The sequence below is a fragment of the Streptomyces sp. NPDC044064 genome (genome assembly GCF_056434245.1).
Genome location: NZ_JBWKFN010000035.1, coordinates 14,214 through 37,476 on the forward strand (window position 1 = coordinate 14,214; position 23,263 = coordinate 37,476).

The window sequence follows — 23,263 nt, forward strand, 5'->3', positions numbered from 1 at the left end:
CTACTCGTCACACGCCCGATCCGTGCAGATCCAACCGCCAGTCCTGCCCCACCAGATCCTTGCCGAAGGAGCGGTGCGGCCGCTCGGCGACGAGCACGAAGCCGTGCCGCTGGTAGAGGTGCCGGGCGCTGCTGAGCACGTCGTTGGTCCACAGCACCAGGTCGCGGTAGCCGACCCCGCGCGCGAAGTCGACCACGGCCCGCACCAGCCGGTCGCCGATCCCGTGCCCGCGCGCGTCGGGCTCCACCAGGAGCAGCCGCAGCCGTGCGGTGGCGGGCGCGTCGTCCCGCACGCAGATCACACACCCCACCGGCCGCCCCTTGAGCTCCGCGATCCACACCCGCTCCAGATGAGGGTCGTGGTCCTGGGCGAAGTCGGCGACGATCTTCGCCACCAGCCCCTCGTAGTCGGCGTTCCAGCCGTACTCGGCCGCGTACAGGGCGGCGTTGCGCTGCACGATCCAGCCGAGGTCACCGGGCTTCGGCTCCCGCAGGACGACCTCATCCGGCGTCGCCTCACCGCCCCCGAGGATGTCCCGGACGGTCCGCATCGCCTCCGCCAGCCGCGACCGGTCCTCCGGGGCCACGGTGTCCAGCAGCGTCCGCACCGACTCCTGCGCCCGCTCGTCGAGCAGTGCGGCGGCCTCGCGCCCGGGCGTGGTGAGCGTGACGCTCCTGCGGCGCTGATCCGCCGCGGAGGTCCCGCGCTCGATCAGCCCCGCCTCCTCGAACTTGTTCAGGATGCGGCTCAGATAGCCGGCGTCCAGCGCGAGCCGGGTGCGCAGGTCGGCCGCGTCCAGATGCCGCTCGTGCGCGAGTTCGTACAGGACCCGGGACTCGGTGAGGGTGTACGGCGCGTACAGATGACGGCCGTAGTCGAGGGCGCCGATGACGCCCGTGTAGAAACGGTTGAAGGCGCGGACGTCCTGGACAGTCATGATCGCCCCCGGATGCTTGACTCAGTCAGAGATACCGTCCTCCGAGGCTAAGCCCACAACACGGCGCCGTCCACCGGCCCCGGCCTGATCCAGCCCCGCGCCAAAGGCACCGCCGACCACCTCGGGATCGAAGAAGGGGTGCTGCTGCCGCGGAAACTCATCGGCGCGCACACGCCGGACTCACAAAGGTGCCTCCCGTACCGCGACGGCGTCGACCCCCGCGGCTCGCAGCCGCCGCGCGAGCAACTCGGTCTCCGGAAGCGTGCCGCCGTACTCCCCGGCCACCACCTGCTCCACGAGGGCCCGGATCTCCGTCAGCCCGACGCCGAGCCGCTCCTGGAGCACGCGCATGACGGCCGGCCTCCGCGCCGAGGGCTCCAGGCGCAGAACGGCCCGCCCGTGCTCCGTGAGCATCCGCTCCCGCATCCCGGCCGGAAGCTCCCTCCCGCACGCGGTCGTCCCGCTCCCGCAGGCCGGGCACGCCGTCTCGGTGTCCCACCGCAGCGTGTCGTCGTCCAGCAGCACCTGCACGCCGTGCCACTGTGCGGTGGCACGGCAGGACGTGCAGGGCGCCGAGCCCCCGAGCGATTCGACGATCACCGGCGCCCTCTTCGCTCAGCCCCGCGGCACGCCGGTGGAGCCCCGCACCATCAACTCCCCGCGCACCGAGGCGATCCCGCCCGGCGGCGGCTCCTCGCGGCCCATCGCGATCCGACCCGCCCGGGCTCCCGCCTGGGACAGCGGCAACCGCACCGTCGTGAGAGAGGGCACCGCGTCGATACTGAACGGGAGGTCGTCGAAGCCGGCCACGGACACGTCCTCGGGGATCCGCAGCCCCGATTCGCGCAGTGCGGCACACGCGCCCAGTGCGACGGAGTCGTTCGCGGCCACGATCGCCGTCAGGGAGGGGTCCCGGCGCAGCAGCTCCAGTGTGGCCTCGTGACCGGACCGGCGGTCGTAGCGGCCGTGGACCGTCCAGCGCGGGTCGTTCTCTATGCCCGCCGCCGCCAGCGCGGCCCGGTGGCCCTCCAGACGGTGCCGGGTGGTGGTCCGCTCCTCGGGGCCCGCGATGTAGCCGAGCCGGCGGTGGCCGAGGCCGATGAGGTGGTCGGTGAGTGCGCGGGCGCCCCCGCGGTTGTCGAAGGTCAGCGCGATGGCCTCGGTGTCCGGCGCCGGCGGCCGCCCGCACAGCACCACCCGGGTCCCGGCCTCCGCCAGCTTCCGCAGCTTCGCCGCCACCGCCGCCGCGTGCGGCGCGTTCTCCACGGCCCCGCCGGTCAGCACCACGGCCGCGGCCCGCTGCCGCTGCAGCAGGGTCAGGTAGGTCAGTTCGCGCTCCGGCGAACCGCCGGTGTTGCAGACGACCGCGAGCCGTTCGCCGCCCGCCCGGCCGCCCGGGCCCCCGATCTCCCCCTGGATCGCACTCGCCATGATCCCGAAGAAGGGGTCCGCGATGTCGTTCACGAGGATGCCGACGAGGTCGGAGGTGGCCGCGGCGAGTGCGCTGGCGGGGCCGTTGAGGACGTAGTCCAGCTCGTCCACGGCCCGCAGCACCCGCTCCCGCGTGGAGGCGGCCACCGGGTAGTTCCCGTTCAGCACGCGCGACACCGTCGCGGGGGAGACCTGCGCGCGGGCCGCCACATCCGCCAAGGTCACCGTCATCTGTCGTCCTCCGGTCGCGCATCTGATCGCGCATTGGTGCTCATACGTCCACGTAGACAGGCCGCGCCCGGCCACGGTTCCGTGCGGTGTCGAGCAGACCTTAAGGCCAACCAGTCGAGTTGTTCGCCCCCTCGAACAACTCGAAGAGGACACGGTCTTGTACAGACCACAGTCCAGAGGCTAGCTTTTCTGGATAGAAAGCGCTTGCTGCTGCGCTGGATGCTGTGCGCTGGATGCTGACGACGCTGCTGATGCCGACCCGGGCGCCCGTCGCCCACGAAGGGGACTGACGTGACACGCAAGACGGTGCGTATCGCCATGAACGGCGTGACCGGGCGCATGGGTTACCGCCAGCACCTCGTCCGGTCGATCCTCGCCCTGCGCGAACAGGGCGGCCTCGACCTCGGCGACGGCACCGTGCTGTGGCCCGAGCCGGTCCTGCTCGGCCGCCGCGAGCACGCCCTGAGGGAGATCGCCGACCGGCACGGCCTCGAGCACGTCTCCACCGACGTGGACGCGGTCCTCGCCGACCCGGCCGTCGACATCTACTTCGACTCCCAGGTCACCTCGGCCCGCGAGGAGTCGGTCGGGAAGGCGATCGCGGCCGGCAAGCACATCTACACCGAGAAGCCCACCGCCACGGGACTGGAGGGCGCCCTGGAGCTGGCCCGGCTGGCCGACGCGAAGGGCATCAGGCACGGCGTGGTCCAGGACAAGATCTTCCTCCCCGGCCTCCGCAAGCTGAAGCGCCTGATCGACGGCGGCTTCTTCGGGCGGATCCTGTCCGTCCGGGGCGAGTTCGGCTACTGGGTCTTCGAGGGCGACTGGCAGCCCGCCCAGCGCCCCTCGTGGAACTACCGCGCCGAGGACGGCGGCGGCATCGTCGTCGACATGTTCCCGCACTGGGAATACGTGCTCCACGAACTGTTCGGGCGGGTGACCTCCGTCCAGGCCCTGGCCACCACCCACATCCCGCAGCGCTGGGACGAACACGGCAAGCCCTACGACGCGACCGCCGACGACGCCGCCTACGGCGTCTTCGAGCTGGAGGGCGGCGCGATCGCCCAGATCAACTCCTCCTGGGCGGTCCGCGTCAACCGCGACGAGCTGGTGGAGTTCCAGGTGGACGGCACCGAGGGCTCGGCGGTCGCCGGCCTGCGCAACTGCCGCGCCCAGCACCGCAGCGCGACCCCCAAGCCGGTCTGGAACCCGGACATCCCCGCCACCGAGGTCTTCCGCGACCAGTGGCAGGAGGTGCCGGACAACGCCGAGTTCGACAACGGGTTCAAGGCCCAGTGGGAGCTGTTCCTCAAGCACGTCTACGCCGATGCTCCGTACCACTGGGACCTCTTGGCCGGCGCCCGCGGCGTCCAGCTCGCCGAGCTGGGCCTGAAGTCCTCGGCCGAGGGCCGCCGCATCGACGTACCGGAGATCTCCCTTTGACCATCCAGCTCCCGGACTCCCAAGGAACGCTGAGGACGTACGAGCCCCGCCAGGAGCCGCTCGCCCTCACTCCCGGCACCCCCTTCACCTCCCGCACGGTCTTCTCGGCGGCCCACGTCGTCGCCGACCCGTACGCCGACCTGTCCCCCGGCTCACCCGCCGCCGTCGACTGGGACGCCACCCTCGCCTTCCGCCGCCACCTGTGGTCCCACGGGCTCGGGGTCGCCGAGGCGATGGACACCGCCCAGCGCGGGATGGGCCTGGACTGGGCGGGCGCGGCCGAGTTGATCCGCCGGTCCGCGGCCGAGGCGCACGGCGTGGGCGGCCGGATCGCCTGCGGCGTCGGCACCGACCAGATCGCCGGCGGCACCCTTGCCGAGATCCGCGCCGCCTACGAGGAGCAGCTGGCGGTCGTGGAGGAGGCGGGCGCGCAGGCCGTCCTGATGGCGTCCCGGGCACTCGCGGCCGCCGCCCGCGGCCCCGAGGACTACCTGGAGATCTACGGCCATCTGCTCCGCCAGGCCGCCGAGCCGGTGATCCTGCACTGGCTCGGCCCGATGTTCGACCCCGCCCTGGAGGGCTACTGGGGCTCACCGGACCTCGACGCGGCCACCGGCACCTTCCTGGAGGTCATCGCCGCGCACCCGGACAAGGTCGACGGCATCAAGGTCTCGCTGCTGGACGCCCGGCGGGAGGTCGACCTGCGCCGCCGCCTCCCGCAGGGCGTGCGCTGCTACACGGGGGACGACTTCGACTACCCCGAGCTGATCGCGGGCGACGAGTCGGGCTTCAGCCACGCCCTGCTCGGCATCTTCGACCCGCTGGGCCCGCTGGCGGCCGAGGCGGTACGGGTCCTGGACACGGGGGACACGGACGGCTTCCGCGCGCTGCTCGATCCGACGGTCGGCCTGTCCCGCCACCTCTTCCGGACCCCGACCCGCTTCTACAAGACCGGAGTCGTGTTCCTGGCCTGGCTGGCGGGCCACCAGTCCCACTTCACGATGGTCGGCGGCCTCCAGTCGGCCCGCTCCCTGCCGCACTTCGCCCGCGCCTACGAACTCGCCGACGGCCTCGGCCTGTTCCCGGACCCGAAACTGGCCGAGGAACGCATGAAGAACCTGCTGTCGCTGTACGGGGTGAACCAGTGAGCACCGGACTCGAACGCTTCTCCATCAACCAGATGACGGTCAGGCAGCTGTCCCTCCCAGAACTGGTGGACGCCTGTGTGCAGTCGGGCGTGTCCGGAGTCGGGCTGTGGCGCGAGCCGGTCCGGTCGTACGGGGTGGCGGAGACCGCCAAGCTGGTCCGGGACGCGGGCCTGTCGGTGACGACCCTGTGCCGGGGCGGTTTCTTCACGGCGATCGACCCGGCCGAGCGGGAGCAGGCCCTGGCCGACAACCGCCGGGCGATCGACGAGGCGGCCGTGCTCGGCACGGACACACTCGTCCTGGTCTCGGGCGGCCTGCCCGCCGGCTCGCGCGACCTGCACGGCGCCCGCGAACGCATCGCCGACGCACTGGCGGAGCTGGGCCCTCATGCCGAATCCCACGGCGTACGCCTCGCCATCGAGCCGCTGCACCCCATGTACGCGTCCGACCGCTGCGTGGTCTCCACCCTCGCCCAGGCCCTGGACCTGGCCGAGCGTTTCCCGGCGCACCAGGTGGGCGTGACCGTGGACACGTACCACATCTGGTGGGACGACCGGGCCCCCGCCCAGATCGCCCGCGCGGGCGCGGCCGGCCGCATCCACACCTTCCAGCTCGCCGACTGGACCACCCCCCTGCCCGAGGGCGTCCTCAACGGCCGGGGCCAGATCGGCGACGGCTCGATCGACATGCGGGAGTGGAAGGGCTACGTGGAGGCGGCCGGTTACACCGGACCGATCGAGGTCGAACTGTTCAACGAGCGGTTGTGGGCCCGGGACGGGCGGGAGGTGCTGGCGGAGACGGCGGAGCGGTTCGTGACGCACGTCGCCGGTTGAGCGCCGAGGGGCCCCCGCCGGCGTGGCAGGGGTCCGGCACGGCGTTCCTCAGCTCTCGTTGTGGCAGTTGTACGGGTTGGGATCGTCGAAGTCGTGCCCGGCGAAGCAGCTCTTGAAGTCGTAGCCGTTGGGCTTGAACAGGAACGCCATGTCCTGGGTGTTGTTCCAGATGTAGTTGCCGCTGCCCCAGTACAGGTGGCCGGCGGTGTTGGTGCCTCGGCCGGTGTGCAGCTTGACCGTCCTGCCCGCGCCGATCTTGTACGACGGCAGCACGTAGCGGTGCCCGGCCGTGTCCTCGACCGACCAGCCCTTCAGCTGCACCGCGGAGGAGGTGCCGTTGTGGATGTTGATCCACTCGTTGTTCAGGCTCGTGTTCGAGCGGGTGTCACTGCCCGGGCTGTCGTACTGCCAGCCGCCGAAGTGAACGGTCTTCGGATCGGTGGCGGCATGGGCCGGAGCGGTGGCAAGGGCACCGGCGGCCACGACGGCAGCGGCGATCAACACGGGGTACGTCTTCATGGGGTCCCTCCCTGAGCATGCAGAAACCCCTGATCAGCGCTGCGACACGCGGGAGCTGGGGCGGCTGACATGGTGACACACACCACCCACGTGATCCCATGTGTCACACCGTGCCGAACCACGCCTCGGCGAGCGCGGGCAGCGTCTCCTCGGCAGGTACGGGCAGCTCCTTCAGGTACCAGGGGAGATCGCTGTACACGTGCAGCAGTGTGTACGCGAGCAGTTGGGACGGGTCGAAGGTGTGGCCGTACGCCCCGGCCAGCCGGGCCAGCAGGCCGGGATCGGCGCGGGTGACGAACAGGCCGACGCCCACGAAGTCGTACGCACGGTCACCGATCATGGCCGGTTCGAAGTCGAAGAGCCCGGTCAGGCGCCGGCCGTCGGGATCGACGAGGAAGTGCTGCCGCATGACCTCGGTGTGCAGCAGGGAGGAGTGCGGGGCGCGCGGCAGGCAGACCGAGGCGAGGAAGTCCGGGATCTGCTCCAGCCAGGCTTCCGGCAGCCGTCTGGCGCGCTGTCGTGCCACGGCGTCGGCGGTCCGGCGGTCCACGAAGGCGCCCCAGTCCCCGGGGCCGAGGACGTCCGTGAGGGGATCGGGGCCGAGGGAGTGCAGCACCGCCAGGGTCTCGCCGATCTCGGTGACGAGCCGCTCGCGGTGGCTCCGCGGCACCCGGTCCCACGCCTCGGCCAGGTTCTCACCACGGAGGCGGGACATCAGGACGTACCGCCAGCCGTTCTCGTACGCGCCGAAGCCGCGCACCTGCGGTGTCGGCACCGGCAGCCGGCCCTCGAGGTGGGTGAGGACGCGCCCTTCGGCGACGCCGTCCCCTGCGGATGCTCCGGGGAACAGCTTGAGGACGTGCTCTTCACCCACGGCGTAGACGGGCAGCGAGCCGTCCGGGAACCGGGTCAGCGGTGCGCCGGCCAGACCGAGACGGGCGCAGAGGTCCTCCGCCCCCGGGCGCATCACCGTCTCGTCGGGGACGACCGCGTCCCACTCCTCGTCCGTTTCCACCGGAGGCAGCATGACCGGGACCGTAGGCGGGCGGGGTCCGGGGAGCAACGGGATTTCAGGGTCCCGGCAGGGCGGAAAAAATCTCGCGGGGCCGTACAACCCTTTCCCCACATGGTGTGTCGTACCGTGCGTCAGGACTTCTGGGGGGATTCCGGGGGGGGATCTGGGGGGTTCTGATACGGAGGGGAAAGCCGAGGGGGCGTACCCGGTCGACGGACCGGGTACGCCCCCTCGAAACGTCAGCCGGGGGTCCGGGCGCCGGCCCCCAGGCCGGCACGGCGCAGCGAGCCGACCTCCGCGGCCGTCGGGTACGACTCCTGGGCGCCCCGCTTCGTCACCGCCGCCGCACCGACGCGGGCCGCGTAGGCCGCGGCCTCGGCCAGGGCGGAGCCCGAGCCCAGCTTCCAGGCCAGGGCCGCCGCGAACGCGTCGCCCGCCCCGGTCGTGTCCACCGCGTCCACCTGCACCGACGGCACCCGGGTCACACCGGAGGAGTCGGCCACCAGCGCCCCCTGCGCGCCCAGTGTCACGACCACCGAGCGCGGGCCCCTGGCCAGCAGCAGCCGCGCCCAGTCCGCGGGCTCCTCGCTCACGCCCGCGTCGCCGAGGAGCACCCGCGCCTCGTGCTCATTGACGATCAGTGGGTCGCAGGCGGCCAGCACCTCCGTGGGCAGCGGGCGCGGCGGGGACGGGTTCAGCACGAACCGGCTGTCCTCGTGGAGGTTCCGTACGACCTCCACGACCGTCTCCAGCGGGATCTCCAGCTGCGCCGACACCACCCGCGAGCTGAGCAGGAGGCTGACGGCGGCCCGGACGTCGGCCGGGGCCAGGCGGGCGTTGGCACCGGGGGACACCACGATGCTGTTGTCCCCGGAAGGGTCGACGGTGATGAGCGCGACGCCCGTCGGCGCCCCGCCCACCAGCACGCCCACCGGGTCCACCCCGGCCGCCCGCAGCGAGTCGAGCAGCAGCCGGCCGTGGGCGTCGTCGCCGACCCGGGCCAGCAGCGCCGTACGCGCCCCGAGCCGGGCGGCCGCGACCGCCTGGTTGGCGCCCTTGCCGCCCGGGTGGACGGTGAGGTCGCCGCCGAGCACCGTCTCGCCGGCGGCCGGCCGCCGTTCGACGCCGATCACCAGGTCGGCGTTGGCCGAACCCACGACCAGGAGGTCGTAGTCGTACATCAACTGTCTCCCAACACGGGTGCGTTCGAATGTCATGAGCCGGGACTCGGACGGATGACCGTGGAGTCGGCGGCCCGGTAGGGGTGTCCACGAGTTTTCCCCACTGTCGGAGCCGGGCGGTAGCGTCGGATCATGTCCAATCTGGCGGTGGTCGAAGGGGTCCTGGAGCGGATCACGTACGCCAACGAGGAGAACGGCTACACGGTCGCCCGGGTCGACACCGGCCGGGGCGGCGGCGATCTCCTCACGGTGGTGGGTGCTCTGCTCGGAGCCCAGGTCGGCGAATCCCTCCGCATGGAGGGCCGCTGGGGCTCCCACCCCCAGTACGGCAAGCAGTTCACGGTGGAGAACTACACGACGGTTCTGCCGGCCACCGTCCAGGGCATCCGCCGCTACCTCGGATCCGGTCTGGTCAAGGGCATCGGCCCGGTCTTCGCCGACCGCATCACCCAGCACTTCGGCCTGGACACCCTGCAGATCATCGAGGAGGAGCCGAAGCGGCTGATCGAGGTCCCCGGCCTCGGCCCCAAGCGGACGAAGAAGATCGCCGACGCCTGGGAGGAGCAGAAGGCGATCAAGGAGGTCATGCTCTTCCTCCAGACCGTCGAGGTCTCCACGTCCATCGCGGTGCGGATCTACAAGAAGTACGGCGACGCGTCGATCTCGGTCGTGCGGAACGAGCCGTACCGGCTGGCCGCGGACGTCTGGGGCATCGGCTTCCTCACCGCCGACAAGATCGCCCAGTCGGTCGGCATACCGCACGACAGCCCGGAGCGGGTGAAGGCGGGCCTCCAGTACGCGCTGTCCCAGTCCGCCGACCAGGGCCACTGCTTCCTGCCGGAGGAGCGGCTGATCGCGGACGCGGTCAAGCTGCTCCAGGTCGACACCGGGCTGGTCATCGAGTGCCTCGCCGAGCTGGCCGAACCGGCCCAGGAGGGCGCGGATCCCGGGGTCGTGCGCGAGAAGGTGCCAGGCCCCGACGGGGACGCGGAGCCCGTCACCGCCGTCTACCTCGTGCCCTTCCACCGCGCCGAACTCTCCCTCTCCGCACAGCTGTTGCGCCTGCTGCGGACGCCGGAGGACCGGATGCCGGCCTTCCGGGACGTGAACTGGGGCAAGGCGCTGGGCTGGTTGAGGTCCCGCACCGGAGCCGACCTCGCCCCCGAGCAGGAGGCCGCCGTCCGGCTCGCGCTGACCGAGAAGGTCGCGGTGCTCACCGGCGGGCCCGGCTGCGGCAAGTCCTTCACGGTCCGCTCGATCGTGGAACTGGCCCGCGCCAGGCAGGCCAAGGTGCTGCTGGCCGCCCCCACCGGCCGCGCCGCCAAGCGGCTCGCCGAACTGACGGGCGCCGAGGCCTCCACGGTCCACCGGCTGCTGGAGCTGAAGCCCGGCGGTGACGCGGCCTACGACCGGGACCGCCCGCTGGACGCCGACCTGGTCGTCGTGGACGAGGCGTCCATGCTGGACCTGCTGCTCGCCAACAAGCTGGTGAAGGCGGTGCCGCCGGGGGCCCATCTGCTGTTCGTCGGTGACGTCGACCAGCTGCCCAGCGTCGGCGCCGGGGAGGTGCTGCGCGACCTGCTGGCCGAGGGCGGCCCGGTCCCGGCCGTGCGGCTCACCCGGGTCTTCCGGCAGGCCCAGCAGTCCGGGGTGGTCACCAACGCGCACCGCATCAACGCCGGGCAGCATCCGCTCACCGACGGCCTGAAGGACTTCTTCCTCTTCGTCGAGGACGACACCGAGGAGGCCGGCCGGCTCACCGTGGACGTGGCCGCCCGGCGCGTTCCGGCCAGGTTCGGGCTCGACCCGCGCCGGGACGTCCAGGTGCTCGCGCCCATGCACCGCGGCCCGGCCGGTGCCGGCACCCTCAACGGCCTGCTCCAGCAGGCCATCACGCCCGGCCGGCCCGACCTGCCGGAGAAGCGGTTCGGCGGCCGGGTCTTCCGCGTCGGCGACAAGGTCACCCAGATCCGCAACAATTACGAGAAGGGGAAGAACGGAGTCTTCAACGGCACCGTGGGCGTGGTCACCTCGCTCGATCCGGTCGAGCAGCGGCTGACGGTGCTGACGGACGAGGACGAGGAGGTTCCGTACGAATTCGATGAACTGGACGAACTGGCTCACGCGTACGCGGTGACGATCCACCGTTCACAGGGGAGCGAATATCCCGCCGTGGTGATCCCCGTCACCACAGGGGCATGGATGATGCTTCAGCGGAACCTCCTGTACACGGCGGTGACACGGGCGAAGCGACTGGTCGTCCTCGTCGGTTCACGCAAGGCGATCGGACAGGCGGTGCGCACGGTCTCGGCCGGACGGCGCTGCACGGCACTGGATTTCAGGCTTCGGGGCTCCTGACCGGCCCCTGAGCAGGGGCGGCGGCAGAGATGGAGAGCCGCGTCACAAAAAATGATCGATCAAACGAGTCGTAAAGGTCACAGAGCACTTCCAGATGCCGGTCGGAGGGGGCAGGATGAGCAGGTTGGCGGCACTGAGTGCCGCCAATAGGCCCAATGGTCGACCCCGAGTGCACTCTCCTGAGCCAAATGGGGGATGGTAGAGACAGTCAGGGCACCTCGAAGATGAGGCACTACGTCGGGTGAGGGAAGACGTGAGCGACAACTCTGTAGTACTGCGGTACGGCGACGGCGAGTACACCTACCCGGTGGTCGACAGCACCGTCGGTGACAAGGGCTTCGACATCGGGAAGCTCCGCGCCCAGACCGGTCTGGTGACTCTGGACAGCGGTTACGGCAACACGGCCGCCTATAAATCCGCCGTCACCTATCTGGACGGCGAGGCGGGCATCCTCCGCTACCGCGGCTACCCCATCGAGCAGCTCGCCGAGCGCTCCACCTTCCTCGAGGTGGCGTACCTGCTCATCAACGGTGAACTGCCGACCGTCGACGAGCTGAGCACGTTCAAGAACGACATCACGCGGCACACCCTGCTGCACGAGGACGTCAAGAACTTCTACAGGGGCTTCCCGCGCGACGCCCACCCGATGGCCATGCTGTCGTCGGTCGTCTCGGCGCTGTCCACCTTCTACCAGGACAGCCACAACCCGTTCGACGAGAAGCAGCGCAACCTCTCCACGATCCGCCTGCTCGCCAAACTTCCGACGATCGCGGCGTACGCGTACAAGAAGTCGATCGGTCACCCGTTCGTCTACCCGCGCAACGACCTCGGCTACGTCGAGAACTTCCTGCGCATGACCTTCTCGGTCCCGGCGCAGGAGTACGACCTGGACCCGGTCGTCGTCTCCGCGCTCGACAAGCTGCTGATCCTGCACGCGGACCACGAGCAGAACTGTTCGACCTCCACGGTCCGCCTGGTCGGCTCGTCGCAGGCCAACATGTTCGCGTCGATCTCGGCCGGCATCTCCGCCCTGTGGGGCCCGCTGCACGGCGGCGCCAACCAGTCCGTCCTGGAGATGCTCGAGGGCATCCAGGAGACCGGCGGCGACGTGGACTCCTTCATCCGCAAGGTGAAGAACAAGGAGGACGGCGTCCGCCTGATGGGCTTCGGCCACCGGGTCTACAAGAACTTCGACCCGCGCGCCAAGATCATCAAGGCCGCCGCGCACGACGTCCTCTCCGCTCTCGGCAAGTCCGACGAGCTGCTGGACATCGCGCTCAAGCTGGAGGAGCACGCGCTCTCCGACGACTACTTCGTCTCGCGCAGCCTCTACCCGAACGTGGACTTCTACACCGGTCTGATCTACCGCGCCATGGGCTTCCCGACCGAGATGTTCACGGTCCTGTTCGCCCTCGGCCGCCTGCCGGGCTGGATCGCCCAGTGGACCGAGATGATCAAGGAGCCGGGCTCCCGCATCGGCCGCCCGCGCCAGATCTACACGGGCGTCGTCGAGCGCGACTTCGTTCCGGTCGAGGAGCGCTGAACGTACTGAGTGTGAGGGCCTGCTCGTCGGGTGGGCCCTGATCCAGTGCTGAGCGGGTTGCGAGGCGAGTCGCTGCCGAGCAGGAGAACAGCAGAAGGCGCCCTGAGCCGTCAGTCCCCCCACGGGCCGACGACCAGGGCGCCTTCACATGTCCCGGTGCGGATTCCCCCCACGGGATCCGGCCGGGCGCTCGGAGAGGACAGCGCCTGAATCGCTGTCTGAGCACAACGAGCAAAACCCGTCGTACTCCAGTGATGCGGTGCGATCTGCCGGGACAACGCACGCTGGGAGGGCCGCTCAAAGCTTCCCGGTGTGCGTGCCCCGGCAACGCATCTCTGAGGAAGTCCCCCAAGACATCCCCAGATGCCAGTCAGCGCCCCCCAAGACGCTGTTCTGACATCGCCAACTTAGACCTTCGAACCCCTTCGATGGTTACGTTCGCATCACTGTGATCTGCGTCTCTTGCATATGTCCCTTAGGTGCGCAAGAGCCCCGATACGACGATCGAGGCCCAAGCGTAAGGAAGATGCGCGAGCCTTGTGAAGAGCTTATGTGAGGCTCGCGCCCGACTCTAGAGGCACTCTTACTTCAGCTCCACCTAACCCCCGGTAACACCGGTGGACTTCAGCGGAACCGGCGCAGTCGCAGGCTGTTGGTCACCACGAAGACCGAGGAGAAGGCCATCGCCGCCCCCGCGATCATCGGGTTCAGCAGGCCCGCGGCGGCCAGCGGCAGCGCGGCCACGTTGTAACCGAAGGCCCACACCAGGTTGCCCTTGATCGTGGCGAGGGTGCGCCGGGAGAGCCGGATGGCGTCCGCGGCCACCCGGAGGTCCCCGCGGACCAGGGTCAGGTCGCCGGCCTCGATCGCCGCGTCCGTCCCGGTGCCCATGGCGAGCCCCAGGTCGGCGGTGGCGAGCGCGGCCGCGTCGTTGACACCGTCGCCGACCATCGCCACGGCGCGTCCCTCGCGCTGCAGCCGCCGTACGACGTCCACCTTCTCCTCGGGGAGCACCTCGGCGATCACCTCGTCGATGCCGACGGCGTGCGCGACCGCCTCGGCGACGGTCCGGTTGTCACCGGTGAGCAGCACCGGAGTGAGTCCGAGGGCGCGCAGCTCGCGCACCGCCGCGGCGCTGGTCTCCTTGACCGCGTCGGCGACGGCGAGGACTCCGCGGGCCTGTCCGTCCCAGCCGACCGCGACGGCCGTACGGCCGTCCTGCTCGGCCTGGCGCACGGCCCGGGCCAACTCCTCCGGGAGCGCGTCGTACAGCCGCCCCACGGCCACCTCACGGCCTTCCACGCGCCCGCGTACGCCAAGCCCGGGGACGTTCTCGAAGTGTTCGACCGCGGGGAGCGCGCCGGCCTTCCCCCGCTCCCGGCTTTGCTCGAGCGGGGGGACCCCCATCTCGGCGCCCGCGGCGATCGCCCGCGCGACGGGGTGCTCGGAGGCGTGCTCCAGGGCCCCGGCGAGCCGCAGCACCTCCCTCTCGTCCTCGCCGTCGGCGACGTACACCGCCTGCAGGGTCATCCGGCCGGTGGTGACCGTGCCGGTCTTGTCCAGGACGACGGTGTCGACGCGGCGCGTGGACTCCAGCACCTCGGGTCCCTTGATGAGGATGCCGAGCTGGGCGCCGCGGCCGGTGCCGACCATCAGCGCGGTCGGCGTGGCGAGGCCGAGTGCGCAGGGGCAGGCGATGATCAGCACGGAGACGGCGGCCGTGAACGCGGCGGAGGTGTCCCCGGTGGCCGCCAGCCAGACGCCGAACGTGCCGAGCGCGATGAGGATGACGACGGGTACGAAGACGGCGGAGATCCGGTCGGCGAGCCGCTGCACCTCGGCCTTGCCGTTCTGCGCGTCCTCGACCAGCCTCGCCATCCGGGCGAGCTGGGTGTCCGCGCCGACCCGGGTCGCCTCCACCACCAGCCGGCCGCCCGCGTTGACCGTGGCGCCGGTGACCTGGTCGCCGGGGCCGACGTCCTGCGGCACCGACTCGCCGGTCAGCATGGCCGCGTCCACCGCGGAGAGGCCCTGGACGACCCTGCCGTCGGTGGCGATCTTCTCCCCGGGCCGCACGACGAACCGGTCACCCACGGCCAGCGAGGCCACCGGCACACGCACCTCGCGCCCGTCCCGCAGGACGGCGACGTCCTTCGCGCCCAGCTCCATCAGGGCCTTCAGGGCCGCGCCCGCGCGACGCTTGGAACGGGCCTCCAGATAGCGGCCGAGGAGGATCAGCGCGACGACTCCGGCGGCGACCTCCAGGTAGATGGTGGAGGCCGCGTCCATCCGCGAGACGGTGAGGCGGAACTCGTCGTGCATGCCGGTCATGCCCGCGTCGCCGAAGAACAGCGCCCACAGCGACCAGCCGAACGCGGCCAGCGTGCCGACGGAGACGAGGGTGTCCATCGTGGCGGCACCGTGCCGGGCGTTGGTCCAGGCGGCCCGGTGGAAGGGCAGGCCGCCCCAGGCGACGACCGGCGCGGCGAGCGTGAGCGAGAGCCACTGCCAGTTGTCGAACTGCAGCGCGGGGATCATGGCGAGCAGGACGACGGGGGCGGCCAGCAGCACGGAGACGAGCAGGCGGCGGCGGAGGGCGGTGAGTTCCGGGTCGCGCTCGGCGGCTTCCCGGACCTCGGGTTCGGGCTGCGGCGGCGCGGGCTCCTCGGCGGTGTAGCCGGTCTTCACGACGGTCGCGATCAGGTCGGAGACCTGGACGCCCTCGGCGTAGCTGACCTTCGCCTTCTCCGTCGCGTAGTTCACGGTGGCGCTCACGCCGTCCATGCGGTTGAGCTTCTTCTCCACCCGTGCGGCGCAGGAGGCACAGGTCATCCCGCCGATGAGCAGCTCGACCTCGGACGTGCTGCCTATCTCGCTCGCTGTCTGTGTGGTGGTGCTGGTCATGTCCGGACTCCAGACATCGGACCGGACCGTGCGGATCCAGTATCAGCTGGTCGGCACGGCCCGGTCGGTGAAAGTTCTCGGGGCTCGCGCCCGGTGTGCGGGGCGGGCCCGGTCGCTCGGGTCGTGCGCTCAGGCCCTGCCGGCCAGCTCGAAGCCCGCCTCGTCCACGGCGGCGCGGACGGCCTCGTCGTCGAGCGGGGCCGCGGAGACGACGGTCACCTCGCCGGTCGACGCGACGGCCTTGACCGAGCTGACGCCTGGAATCTGGGAGATCTCGCCGGAGACGGAGCCCTCGCAGTGGCCGCAGCTCATGCCGGTCACCTTGTAGACAGCGGTGACGGAGCCCGAAGTGTCGGTCTGGGCGGTCATGTCGTTACTCCTCGTCGTGGCGTGTGCGGCCGGTGGGGCCCACGGGGGAGCCCCACGTTTCTCAGACTATACCCCTAGGGGGTATTTCTCCAAGAGGTGCCCCGGTGCGCCAGTGACCGCACCCAGGCGATGCCGGCCACGGCGACGAGGATCAGACCGCCGACCGAGAACAGGGTGAACAGGTGCTCCTGCACGGCGCTGGGCCGCGGGATGTACCCCTGTGCGAACAGCTCCGGTGCCGGGCCGGTGCCCGACAGCCGGGCCACCAGCCAGATCGCGATGCCGTGGGTGGCGTCCCACAGAGCGTGCAGCACGGAGACGCCCAGCCAGGCACCGACGACCGGCGCGGCGAGCCGGAAGTGCCCGTTCGGGCGGCGGCGGGCGAGCAGGGCGCCGCCCGCGATCGCCGTCCACAGGCCGTGTCCGAAGGGGGCGAGTACCCCGCGCAGGATCTCCGTCTCCAGCAGCGTCCTGAGGTCGATGCCGTCGGCGGAGACGGCCGCGGCGAACGCGTATCCGCAACTCTCCAGGGCCGCGAAGCCGAAGCCGACGGCCGCGCCGAGCACCAGCCCGGCCCGCATCCCGCGGATGCCCGGCTGCCGGCGCAGCACGAACGCCAGCGCGCCGAGCTTGGCCGCCTCCTCGGTCAGACCGATGACGGTGAACATCCCCGGGGAGGGGCGGAGCAGGTACGACTCCGTCAGCGAGGCGCCGAGCACGCCGAGCGCGCCGCCCGCCAGCGCGCAGCCGAGGACCGCGCTGACGCCCAGGTCCCGGCCGTGCCGCTCGTACGCCCACAGCACGAACACGACGGGGACCAGGAAACCGCCGAGCAGGATGAGGGTCGGCAGCGGTGCGGTGTTCCGGGTCGCGTACGTCACCAGCGCGGTCAGCGCCCACAGGGTGAGCCCTCCGCCCAGGCAGCGCTTCCACAGGCCGGCGCCGATGCGAGGGTACGGCGGCGGGGGCTGCTGGGGGCCGGGAATGCGGGCCCGGGGCATACCGGGCGGCGGCGAGTGGGTCACGTCGGTCCCCTAGAGCTCCTGCTGGGCGATTTATCCGCACTCTAGGCAGATGTTCCCAGTGGTGCAGTCCGGGGACCGCCGGGGGGTCACGCGCTGCCGAGCCGGTCGCCCACCAGGGGCTGCAGGTAGCGGATCAGGACGTCCTTGATCTCCTGGACGTAGGCCGCGCGCTCGGTGCCCTCGTGGGCGAGGACCAGCTCCAGGCCCGCCTTGTAGATGCCGAGGCAGACGTGGGCCGTGCGCGTGACGTCGGCCGGCCCGGCCTCGGGCAGGAGGGAGCCGAGCAGGCCCTCGATGCGGCCGATCACGGTGGCGTGCAGCTGGTCGTGAGCCTCGGCGATCCTGCCGGGCACGTCGGGGCCGTGCATCAGCGCGAAGAAGACCGGGTGCTCGGTGTTGAAGGTGATGAACCGGTCGACGGCCGCGCCGATGGCCTCCTCCAGGGAGGTGGCGGGGTCGACCGGGGTCAGTACCTCGCCGTACGTCTCCTGCATCTGGTGCATCAGCCGGTCGCCCAGCTCGACGGCGAGCGCTTCCTTGTTCGGGAAGAACTGGTAGAGCGTGCCCGGCGAGACGCCCGCCTCACGGGCGATGGCGTTGGTGCTGGCGGCCGTGTAGCCGGTGGTGCAGAAGACCCGGGCGGCGGCCTGGAGCAACTGCGCGATACGGCGTTCACCGCGTGCCTGACGACGGCGCGGCTGCTCCTTCTCCGAGGTGTCGGACACGCGATATCCCCAGCCCTTCGAAGGCGATTGACAAACGCGAGCGGTCGCTCGCATTCTTGAGAAACGCGAGCGATCTCTCGTGTTTGCCAGTTTATGGCAATGACCGATCCATGCCGCCTGCCTGCACAGACATGGGTCAGGGTGAAGGGGACACCGCACGATGACCGAAGTCAACAAGGCGCCGCACCCGGGGGACGGACCGCCCCGCGTCGGGGGCTGGACACGTTTCGTGACCGCCCGCCCGCGCCTGTCGTTGCTGGTGGCCCTGGTGCTCACCGCACTCGCCGTGGTGGCCGGCAGCGGCGTCGCGGACCGTCTGGGCAGCGGCGGCTGGGAGGATCCGGCCGCCGAGTCGACGTACGCGACCAAGGCGCTGGAGCGCGAGTTCCCCGACTCCCAGCCCAACCTGCTGCTCCTGGTGGACTCCGGCCGCGCCTCCGTGGACGACCCGGCGGTCGCCGCCCGGGCCCGCGACCTGGCCGAGCGGCTGGCCACCGAGCAGGGCGTGACCGGCGTCGGCTCCTACTGGCAGTCGAAGTCGCCCGCCATGCGCGCCAAGGACGGCCACGAGGCGATCATCGCCGCCCGCATCACCGGCGACGAGAACGCGATGGGCAAGACCCTGGACCGCATAGCGCCCCACTACCGGGGCACGCACGGCCCGGTCCAGGTGAAGGTCGGCGGCATCGTCGCGGTACGGCACGAGATGCAGACGATCATCAAGGAGGACCTCACCCGAGCCGAGATGATCGCCCTGCCCATCACCCTGATTCTGCTGGTGATGGTCTTCGGCAGCGCGATCGCGGCCCTGCTGCCGCTGGGCATCGGCATCGTCGCCATCCTCGGCACGAACGCGGTGCTGCGCGGTCTGACGTCCTTCACCGACGTCTCCGTCTTCGCGCTGAACCTCACCACGGCCCTCGGCCTCGGCCTCGCCATCGACTACGCCCTGTTCATCGTCCGCCGCTACCGCGAGGAACTCTCCACCGGAGCGGACCCGCTGACCGCCGTGGGCACGACCCTGCGCACGGCCGGCCGCACGGTCCTCTTCTCCGCCCTCACCGTCGCGGTCTCCCTGGCCGCCATGATGGTCTTCCCGCAGTACTTCCTGCGGTCCTTCGCCTACGCCGGCATCGCCGTGGTCCTGCTCGCCGCCGCGGCCGCGCTGATCCTGCTCCCGGCCGCCCTGCTCCTGCTCGGCCACCGGGTCAACTCCCTCGACCTGCGCCGCCTCCTGAGCCGCGGCCGGGAGCCGAAGGCCGCAGGCACCGAAGGCACCGCCTGGGCCCGCGCCGCCACGCTGGTGATGCGCCGCGCCCCCCTCTTCGCACTCGGCACGACCGCCCTGCTGGTACTCCTCGGACTGCCTTTCCTGGGCGTGAAGTTCGGCACCGCCGACGACCGTCAGCTGCCCTCGGGCGCCGAGTCGCACGTGGTGCAGCAGCACCTCCGGGACGGCTTCCCGGGCACCCCCGGCGGCGGTCTGGAGATTCTCGCCGAGGGCAAGGCCGACGAGACCCAGTACGCGGACTACAAGCAGCGGGTGGCCGCCCTGCCCGAGGTGGTCCGCGTCGACGGCCCGCTGGTCAAGGGCGACACGGCCTACTTCACGGTGCAGCCGAAGGGGGAGGCCGTCGACACTGCCGCCCAGAACCTGGTCGGCGACCTGCGCTCGCTCAAGGCCCCCTTCGACACCAAGGTGACCGGCACGGCGGCCGTCCTGGTCGACTCCAAGCACGCGATCGGTGAACGCCTGCCCTGGGCAGGTGCGTTCATCGCGATCGTCACCCTGCTGCTGGTCTTCCTGCTCACCGGCAGCGTGCTGATACCCCTGCAGGCGGTGGTGCTCAACGCGCTCAGCCTGACCGCGATGTTCGGTGCGGTGGTCTGGGTGTTCCAGGACGGTCACCTCTCCGGAGCGCTCGGCTTCACCAGCCCCGGCTCGATCGAGACCACCCTGCCCGTCCTGATGTTCTGCGTGGCCTTCGGCCTCTCCATGGACTACGGCGTGTTCCTGCTCTCCCGCATCAAGGAGGAGTACGAGCGCACCGGAGACCACAACGAGGCGGTCCGCCACGGACTGCAGCGCACCGGCGGGCTGATCACCGCGGCGGCGGTCATCCTCGCGGTGGTGATGGTCGCCATCGGCACCTCCCGGGTGACCAACACCAAGATGCTGGGCCTCGGCATCGCCCTCGCGGTGCTGATGGACGCGATGGTCGTCCGCAGCCTCCTGGTCCCGGCGATCATGCGGCTCACGGGCCGCGCCACCTGGTGGGCCCCGGCCCCGCTGCGCCGATTCCACCAGCGGTTCGGACTCAGTGAGGGCGAACCGGCTGTGGAGGCAGCGGAGGAGAAGGAGCCGGCGGGGGTGTGAGGCCCATGGCTTCCATGTCAGGGTGAGCGCATGAGAGCCGTGGTGTTCGAGCAGTACGGGGAGCCGGCCGAGGTGCGGGAGGTGCCGGACCCGGAGCCCGCCGAGCACGGGGTGGTGGTGCGGGTCGAGGCGACCGGGCTGTGCCGCAGCGACTGGCACGGCTGGATGGGGCACGACCCGGACATCACGCTCCCGCACGTGCCGGGGCACGAACTCGCCGGTGTCGTGGAGGCGGTGGGCACCCGGGTCGCCGGCTGGCGGCCCGGCGACCGGGTCACCGTGCCGTTCGTCTGCGCCTGCGGCACCTGCCCCTCCTGCGCGGCCGGCGACCAGCAGGTGTGCGAGCGCCAGACCCAGCCCGGCTTCCACCACTGGGGCTCCTTCGCCCAGTACGTGGCCCTCGACCACGCCGATGTGAACCTGGTCGCCGTCCCGGACGGGATGGCGTACGCCACGGCCGCCGCCCTCGGCTGCCGCTTCGCCACCGCCTTCCGCGCGGTGGTGCGGCAGGGCCGGATGGCGGCGGGGGAGTGGGTCGCGGTGCACGGCTGCGGCGGGGTCGGGCTGTCGGCGGTGATGATCGCCGCGGCCTCGGGAGCGCGGGTGGTCGCCGTCGACGTGTCGCCCCGGGCCCTGGACCTGGCACGGAAGTTCGGGGCGGCCGAGTGCGTGGACGCGACCCGCGTGCCCGACACCGCGGCCGCCGTCCGGGAGCTGACCGGCGGTGGCGCCCATCTCTCCCTCGACGCCCTCGGCTCGCCCGCCACCTGCGCGGCCTCCGTCGAGTCCCTGCGCCGTCGCGGCCGGCACGTCCAGGTGGGCCTGCTGCCGTCGGCGGACGGCACCACTCCCGTCCCGCTGGCCCGCGCCATCGCCCTGGAGCTCGAACTCCTCGGCAGCCACGGCATGGCCGCCCACGCCTATCCGGGCATGCTGGAGCTGGTCGGGTCCGGGGTGCTGCGTCCGGACCTGCTCATCACGCGCACGATCGCGCTCGACGCGGTCCCCGAGGCCCTGGCGGCGCTGGGGACGGCGCCGGGCGCGGGTGTGACGGTCATCGAGCCGTGGAGTTGAGCGCGGCCCACTCGCGGTCCAGGATCGACATGATCACCTCGTCGGTCCACGCACCGTCCTGCCGCTGTGCCTCCCGCCGGACCCCCTCGACCACGAATCCGACCTTCTCGTAGACGTGCAGGGCCCGGCGGTTGTGGGCGTAGGCGCCCAACTCGATCCGGTGCAGGCCGAGTTCCCCGAAGCCGTGGCCGACGATCAGCCGGGCAGCCTCGGTGCCGATGCCGCGGCCGCGGCCCCGGGGGCCGATCAGCGTGCGGAAGGTGCAGCTGCGGGCGGCCGGGTCGTACTCGTACAGGACGACCTCGCCGAGGACTTCGCCGGTCGCGGGGTCGGTGACGGCCAGGTCGAGACGGTCGGGGGCGGTGGCCCGGGAGCCGTACCAGGACCGCACCCGCTCCGGGGTCAGGTCGGTGGACGGCTCGTAGGTGAAGCGGACGACCTCGGGGTCTTCGATGATCTCCCACATGACCTCGGCGTCGGCCTCGGTGAAGGGGCGCAGGACGGTCCTGTGGCCGGTCAGGACGGGTTTGACGGAGAAGCTCATGAGGCGACTGTGCCCCACGCGGAAGGTGGGGCACAGATGATTTTCCGGAGGGCGGGGTCCGGAGGCCGGGTCCAGGAGGTCAGTCCGTTCTTCTGCCCCGGTTGCCCGGCCGGGAGGCGACCCAGGCGCGGACGGTGTCGGCGTACCAGTAGGGCTTGCCGCCCTCCACGTGGTCGGGCGGCGGCAGCAGGCCGTGCTTGCGGTAGGACCGTACGGTGTCCGGCTGCACTCGGATGTGCGCCGCGATCTCCTTGTAGGACCAGAGCCCTCGGTCGGTCATGAGTTGCACCTCCCTGCGCGCGCCGCGGGGGCGGCCGGGGGACGGCCGTCGGGGGAGCCGGGCGCTGCGCTGGCGATCACCAAGCCTGTGCCCGGTGAACGACACAGAGTGACCGCGGGAAAGCGGCTGTTGACCTGGTGTGACCGAGAACCCGCATACACGCGACATGTGTGACAGGAAGAGGGTGTTTGTGACACGCCCGCAGCAAAAGGTGTGCGTCGGCGCCGAGGCCGGGCCGCGCCCCGTGGGGATCTAGCGGCGCGAGGCTGTCTCCTCCGTAGGTACTCTCACGCCCCGCACGACCGAAGGAACGCCCGAGTCCGCCGGGCGACAGGCAGCGGAGCGTCCGGCTCGCACGGGTACATGTCCTGTTCGACGATCCCGAACAGGTCCACCCCCAGCTTCTGCGCGGCCTCCAGCACCGGCCCCAGCGCGGGCACCCCGGACGGCGGCTCGCACATCACGCCCTGGGCGACCGCCGGCCCGAACGGCGTCCCCTTGGCCCGTACGTCGGCGAGGATCTCCGGATCGACCTGCTTCAGGTGCAGGTATCCGATCCGCTCGCCGTACGTCTCGATCAGCCTGACGCTGTCCCCGCCGCAGTAGGCGTAGTGCCCGGTGTCCAGGCACAGCGAGACCAGGCCGGAGTCGGTGCCGTCGAGGAAGCGGGTGACGTTCTCCTCGCTGTCGATGTGGGTGTCGGCGTGCGGGTGGACCACGATCGACAGGCCGTAGCGCTCCCGCACCTCGTGGCCGAGACGTTCGGTCAGTGAGGTGAGATTCCGCCACTGCTCGGGGGTCAGCGTGTCGGGCTCCAGCACCTCGCCGGTCTTGTCGTCCCGCCAGAAGGAGGGGATGACGACCAGGTGGCGGGCGCCCATCGCCTGGGTGAGGGCGGCGATGTCGGAGACGTGCGCCCAGGTCTCGTCCCAGACCGGCGCGCCGTGGTGCAGGCCGGTGAAGACGGTGCCGGCCGACACCTTCAGGCCACGCCGGGCAATCTCCTCGGTGAGCACGGCCGGGTCGGTCGGCAGATAGCCGTAGGGGCCCAGCTCGATCCACTCGTAGCCCGAGTCGGCGACCTCGTCGAGGAAGCGCTGCCAGGGGACCTGTCGCGGGTCGTCCGGGAACCAGACGCCCCAGGAGTCGGGCGCCGATCCGATCCGGATACGGGAAAGTGAGGAGGGTGACAACGACGTCATGGTCGTCAGCGTGCGGGGTGGTGGAAAGCGGTGTCAAGCTCTGGTCCGAATGTCTGGACAAAACATTGACAGGGCTCGGCGGACAGGACTAGAAATCCGGGGAGAGCCGTGACGAAGGGAAGCC

The 23,263-nt window shown here is 71.2% G+C and carries 20 protein-coding genes; 7 read left to right on the top strand and 13 right to left on the bottom strand.

Annotated elements, in window-relative coordinates; translation table 11 throughout:
* Window positions 1–7 precede the first annotated feature (7 nt).
* The 3 genes from AC07DS_RS38810 to AC07DS_RS38820 all read right to left on the bottom strand — a co-directional run bounded on the left by AC07DS_RS38810 (window position 8) and on the right by AC07DS_RS38820 (window position 2,599).
* Window positions 8–937 carry a bifunctional helix-turn-helix transcriptional regulator/GNAT family N-acetyltransferase gene (locus AC07DS_RS38810; RefSeq protein ID WP_479153251.1) on the bottom strand — a complete coding sequence of 310 codons (930 nt, stop codon included), beginning with the start codon at window positions 935–937 and terminating at the stop codon, window positions 8–10.
* A gap of 180 nt (window positions 938–1,117) precedes the next feature.
* Window positions 1,118–1,537, bottom strand: coding sequence for a hypothetical protein (locus AC07DS_RS38815; RefSeq protein WP_479153253.1), 420 nt, complete (start codon window positions 1,535–1,537; stop codon window positions 1,118–1,120).
* 15 nt (window positions 1,538–1,552) lie between these two features.
* Entirely contained in the window at window positions 1,553–2,599 is a 1,047-nt protein-coding gene (locus AC07DS_RS38820; RefSeq protein WP_479153254.1) for a LacI family DNA-binding transcriptional regulator, read from the bottom strand.
* A gap of 291 nt (window positions 2,600–2,890) precedes the next feature.
* On the opposite strand from AC07DS_RS38820, the gene AC07DS_RS38825 reads away from it, so the two are divergent.
* From AC07DS_RS38825 to AC07DS_RS38835, 3 genes are read left to right on the top strand one after another with little or no spacing between them, the layout of a single operon-like run.
* Window positions 2,891–4,042, top strand: a complete 1,152-nt coding sequence (locus AC07DS_RS38825) for a Gfo/Idh/MocA family protein (RefSeq protein ID WP_479153256.1) — start codon at window positions 2,891–2,893, stop codon at window positions 4,040–4,042.
* On the top strand, window positions 4,039–5,190 hold the full coding sequence (locus AC07DS_RS38830; RefSeq protein WP_479153258.1) for a dihydrodipicolinate synthase family protein: 1,152 nt from the start codon (window positions 4,039–4,041) through the stop codon (window positions 5,188–5,190). The genes AC07DS_RS38825 and AC07DS_RS38830 overlap by 4 nt, the downstream gene beginning before the upstream one ends.
* 32 nt (window positions 5,191–5,222) lie before the next feature.
* A complete protein-coding gene (locus AC07DS_RS38835; protein WP_479153400.1) occupies window positions 5,223–6,023 on the top strand; it encodes a sugar phosphate isomerase/epimerase family protein in 801 nt (266 codons plus the stop codon).
* A 48-nt stretch (window positions 6,024–6,071) separates the two neighbouring features.
* On the opposite strand, the gene AC07DS_RS38840 is transcribed toward AC07DS_RS38835, so the two are convergent.
* The 3 genes from AC07DS_RS38840 to AC07DS_RS38850 all read right to left on the bottom strand — a co-directional run bounded on the left by AC07DS_RS38840 (window position 6,072) and on the right by AC07DS_RS38850 (window position 8,738).
* Window positions 6,072–6,542, bottom strand: a complete 471-nt coding sequence (locus tag AC07DS_RS38840) for a lamin tail domain-containing protein (RefSeq protein WP_479153260.1) — start codon at window positions 6,540–6,542, stop codon at window positions 6,072–6,074.
* A gap of 103 nt (window positions 6,543–6,645) precedes the next feature.
* Window positions 6,646–7,569 (bottom strand): phosphotransferase, encoded by a 924-nt coding sequence (locus AC07DS_RS38845; RefSeq protein WP_479153261.1) that lies wholly within the window; start codon window positions 7,567–7,569, stop codon window positions 6,646–6,648.
* 227 nt (window positions 7,570–7,796) lie between these two features.
* Entirely contained in the window at window positions 7,797–8,738 is a 942-nt protein-coding gene (locus AC07DS_RS38850; protein WP_479153263.1) for a ribokinase, read from the bottom strand.
* A 132-nt stretch (window positions 8,739–8,870) separates the two neighbouring features.
* Between AC07DS_RS38850 and recD2 the strand changes: the two genes are divergently transcribed.
* Window positions 8,871–11,096, top strand: coding sequence for an SF1B family DNA helicase RecD2 (gene recD2 / locus AC07DS_RS38855; protein ID WP_479153265.1), 2,226 nt, complete (start codon window positions 8,871–8,873; stop codon window positions 11,094–11,096).
* 253 nt (window positions 11,097–11,349) lie between these two features.
* Window positions 11,350–12,639 (top strand): citrate synthase, encoded by a 1,290-nt coding sequence (locus AC07DS_RS38860; RefSeq protein WP_479153266.1) that lies wholly within the window; start codon window positions 11,350–11,352, stop codon window positions 12,637–12,639.
* Window positions 12,640–13,263: 624 nt separating this feature from the next.
* Here AC07DS_RS38860 and AC07DS_RS38865 read toward each other — a convergent pair.
* The 4 genes from AC07DS_RS38865 to AC07DS_RS38880 form a co-directional block, all read right to left on the bottom strand.
* A complete protein-coding gene (locus AC07DS_RS38865) occupies window positions 13,264–15,543 on the bottom strand; it encodes a heavy metal translocating P-type ATPase (protein ID WP_479153268.1) in 2,280 nt (759 codons plus the stop codon).
* Between the two features lie 129 nt (window positions 15,544–15,672).
* Window positions 15,673–15,912 carry a heavy-metal-associated domain-containing protein gene (locus AC07DS_RS38870; RefSeq protein ID WP_479153269.1) on the bottom strand — a complete coding sequence of 80 codons (240 nt, stop codon included), beginning with the start codon at window positions 15,910–15,912 and terminating at the stop codon, window positions 15,673–15,675.
* 74 nt (window positions 15,913–15,986) lie between these two features.
* Window positions 15,987–16,937: a PrsW family intramembrane metalloprotease gene (locus AC07DS_RS38875; protein WP_479153271.1), complete on the bottom strand. Its 951-nt coding sequence runs from the start codon at window positions 16,935–16,937 to the stop codon at window positions 15,987–15,989.
* A gap of 86 nt (window positions 16,938–17,023) precedes the next feature.
* Window positions 17,024–17,662, bottom strand: coding sequence for a TetR/AcrR family transcriptional regulator (locus AC07DS_RS38880; RefSeq protein ID WP_479153273.1), 639 nt, complete (start codon window positions 17,660–17,662; stop codon window positions 17,024–17,026).
* A 160-nt stretch (window positions 17,663–17,822) separates the two neighbouring features.
* Here AC07DS_RS38880 and AC07DS_RS38885 point away from each other — a divergent pair, with 160 nt between their 5' ends.
* On the top strand, window positions 17,823–20,039 hold the full coding sequence (locus AC07DS_RS38885; protein ID WP_479153275.1) for an MMPL family transporter: 2,217 nt from the start codon (window positions 17,823–17,825) through the stop codon (window positions 20,037–20,039).
* Between the two features lie 30 nt (window positions 20,040–20,069).
* Complete coding sequence (locus tag AC07DS_RS38890) at window positions 20,070–21,113, top strand: zinc-dependent alcohol dehydrogenase family protein (protein WP_479153276.1); 1,044 nt, start codon at window positions 20,070–20,072, stop codon at window positions 21,111–21,113.
* Here the strand turns inward: AC07DS_RS38890 and AC07DS_RS38895 are convergent.
* From AC07DS_RS38895 to AC07DS_RS38905, 3 genes are all read right to left on the bottom strand, one after another.
* Window positions 21,094–21,657, bottom strand: coding sequence for a GNAT family N-acetyltransferase (locus tag AC07DS_RS38895; protein WP_479153278.1), 564 nt, complete (start codon window positions 21,655–21,657; stop codon window positions 21,094–21,096). The two genes, AC07DS_RS38890 and AC07DS_RS38895, sit on opposite strands and share 20 nt — an antisense overlap.
* A gap of 79 nt (window positions 21,658–21,736) precedes the next feature.
* On the bottom strand, window positions 21,737–21,937 hold the full coding sequence (locus AC07DS_RS38900; RefSeq protein ID WP_479153279.1) for a helix-turn-helix transcriptional regulator: 201 nt from the start codon (window positions 21,935–21,937) through the stop codon (window positions 21,737–21,739).
* A 287-nt stretch (window positions 21,938–22,224) separates the two neighbouring features.
* Entirely contained in the window at window positions 22,225–23,139 is a 915-nt protein-coding gene (locus AC07DS_RS38905; protein WP_479153281.1) for a sugar phosphate isomerase/epimerase family protein, read from the bottom strand.
* Between the last annotated feature and the right edge of the window lie 124 nt (window positions 23,140–23,263).

Coding starts and splice junctions, on each gene's coding strand:
- AC07DS_RS38810 (WP_479153251.1), bottom strand. CDS start 937: ATGACTGTCCAGGACGTCCGCGCCTTCAACCGTTTCTACACGGGCGTC.
- AC07DS_RS38820 (WP_479153254.1), bottom strand. CDS start 2,599: ATGACGGTGACCTTGGCGGATGTGGCGGCCCGCGCGCAGGTCTCCCCC.
- AC07DS_RS38835 (WP_479153400.1), top strand. CDS start 5,223: ATGACGGTCAGGCAGCTGTCCCTCCCAGAACTGGTGGACGCCTGTGTG.
- AC07DS_RS38840 (WP_479153260.1), bottom strand. CDS start 6,542: ATGAAGACGTACCCCGTGTTGATCGCCGCTGCCGTCGTGGCCGCCGGT.
- AC07DS_RS38845 (WP_479153261.1), bottom strand. CDS start 7,569: ATGCTGCCTCCGGTGGAAACGGACGAGGAGTGGGACGCGGTCGTCCCC.
- AC07DS_RS38850 (WP_479153263.1), bottom strand. CDS start 8,738: ATGTACGACTACGACCTCCTGGTCGTGGGTTCGGCCAACGCCGACCTG.
- recD2 (WP_479153265.1), top strand. CDS start 8,871: ATGTCCAATCTGGCGGTGGTCGAAGGGGTCCTGGAGCGGATCACGTAC.
- AC07DS_RS38865 (WP_479153268.1), bottom strand. CDS start 15,543: ATGACCAGCACCACCACACAGACAGCGAGCGAGATAGGCAGCACGTCC.
- AC07DS_RS38870 (WP_479153269.1), bottom strand. CDS start 15,912: ATGACCGCCCAGACCGACACTTCGGGCTCCGTCACCGCTGTCTACAAG.
- AC07DS_RS38885 (WP_479153275.1), top strand. CDS start 17,823: ATGACCGAAGTCAACAAGGCGCCGCACCCGGGGGACGGACCGCCCCGC.
- AC07DS_RS38890 (WP_479153276.1), top strand. CDS start 20,070: ATGAGAGCCGTGGTGTTCGAGCAGTACGGGGAGCCGGCCGAGGTGCGG.
- AC07DS_RS38895 (WP_479153278.1), bottom strand. CDS start 21,657: ATGAGCTTCTCCGTCAAACCCGTCCTGACCGGCCACAGGACCGTCCTG.
- AC07DS_RS38900 (WP_479153279.1), bottom strand. CDS start 21,937: ATGACCGACCGAGGGCTCTGGTCCTACAAGGAGATCGCGGCGCACATC.
- AC07DS_RS38905 (WP_479153281.1), bottom strand. CDS start 23,139: ATGACGTCGTTGTCACCCTCCTCACTTTCCCGTATCCGGATCGGATCG.